The organism is Streptomyces kurssanovii, assembly GCF_040677245.1.
Classification (GTDB): Bacteria; Actinomycetota; Actinomycetes; order Streptomycetales; family Streptomycetaceae; genus Streptomyces; species Streptomyces kurssanovii.
Genome location: NZ_JBFAQK010000126.1, coordinates 1 through 1,640, shown reverse-complemented (window position 1 = coordinate 1,640; position 1,640 = coordinate 1). Strand labels below are relative to the sequence as shown.

The following is a 1,640-nucleotide window of genomic DNA, read 5'->3' as shown; positions in this document are numbered from 1 at the left end:
CTGGTCGACGACGTCATCGACCCGGCGGAGACCCGCGAGGTCCTCATCCGCTCCCTCGCCATGCTCCGCACCAAGCACGCCGACCTGCCCTCCCGAAACCCTCACGCTGTCGGAGGTGGTGCGGTTCCGCGACCCGGCCCAAAGCGCGGCCAGCTTGGCCGTCCGCGCCGGCGATCCCGCCGGCATCGCCTACTACATCGACCACGGCCGAGTGCACGTCGGAGCCGACCAAACCGCCGCCGACATGGCCTACCAAGCCTGGGCCGACGACGTTGCGGCCGGGCATCGCAGTGTGCTGCTGGCGCCCACCAACGAGCTCGTCGCCGAACTCAACGAACGCGCCCGCCTTGACCGGCTCCGCACCGAGAAAAGCCCCTCAGCGACCGTGACGCTCAGTGACGGGCTGACCGCTTCGGCCGGCGACTGGATCATCACCCGACAGAACGCCCGCGGGCTGCGGATGCGCAACGGCACGTGGGTCAAGAATGGGCACCGCTGGGTCATCAAATCCGTGCACCGCGACGGCTCTCTCACCGCGTACCGGCTCGGCAGCGACCCGAAAACCGGGACTGTCCGGTTGCCGGCGGACTACGCCGCGGCCAACACCACCCTCGGCTACGCCTCGACGATCAACGCCGCCCAAGGCCTGACCGCCGGCACCCACGACATCAAGGGCACCTGCCACATCGTGGGTACTGATCACCTCACCCGCCAACAGCTCTACGTCGCCGCGACCCGCGCCAAAGACGAAAACCACGTCTACTTCTCAACTTCCGAAGCCGACCCGCACCGCATCCTGGCGCCCAAGGCCACCCAGCAGCCCACCGCGGTCGACATCCTCACCGCGATTCTGCGCCGCGACGGCCGCCAGGTGTCCTCACACACCGCCGCCCACGCCGAAACCGACCCGTTCCAGCGGCTGCACGGGCTGGCCAGCATGTACGCCGACGCCCTGGCCACCGGGGCAGAACACCTCGCCGGGACCGACACCATGGCCCGCATCGACCAGGCCGCCACGGCGATCGCCAGCGACATCACCGACGCTGAGGCCTGGCCGGTGCTGCGGCGCAACCTAGCCCTGCTCGCCCTCGACGGCCACGACCCCATCGAGGCGCTTCAGCACGCCGCGGCCAAACCCCTGGGCAACGCTGTCGATGTCGCCGCGGTGCTCGACTGGCGCTTACCCACGCCGGCCGGCACCAGCCTGGGCACGGTGGGCCCGCTGCGCTGGCTGCCCGCCATCCCCGCCGCGCTGCGTGAGGAACCCGTGTGGGGCCAATACCTCACCGAACGTGCACAACGGGTCACCGAGTGTGCCGACCAGATCCGCGACACCGCCCACCACTGGACCCAAGCGACTGCACCGGCCTGGGCCCGCCGCCTCATCGCCCAACAGCCCGGGCTGACCGCCGAGATCGCGGTGTTCCGCGCCGCCCACGACGTCGACGCCGCCGACACCCGGCTCACCGGGCCCGGGCAGCACGCCAACCGCTCAGCTGCCGTGCAAAAGCTCATCCACGACAACGTCGACGCGGCGATCACCCGCGAACACAACAGCACTCAACGGTGGCGTCCCCTCATCGCCACCCTCGATCCCCACATTCTCGCCGACCCGTACTGGCCCCGGCTGGCCACCTACC

At 70.3% G+C, this 1,640-nt stretch carries 1 protein-coding gene; it reads left to right on the top strand.

Annotated features, from left to right (window positions below):
- Positions 1-115: 115 nt before the first annotated feature.
- Positions 116-1,640, top strand: a 1,525-nt coding sequence (locus AB0K36_RS34645; RefSeq protein WP_364601819.1) for a hypothetical protein, incomplete at its 3' end; no start/stop codon positions are given.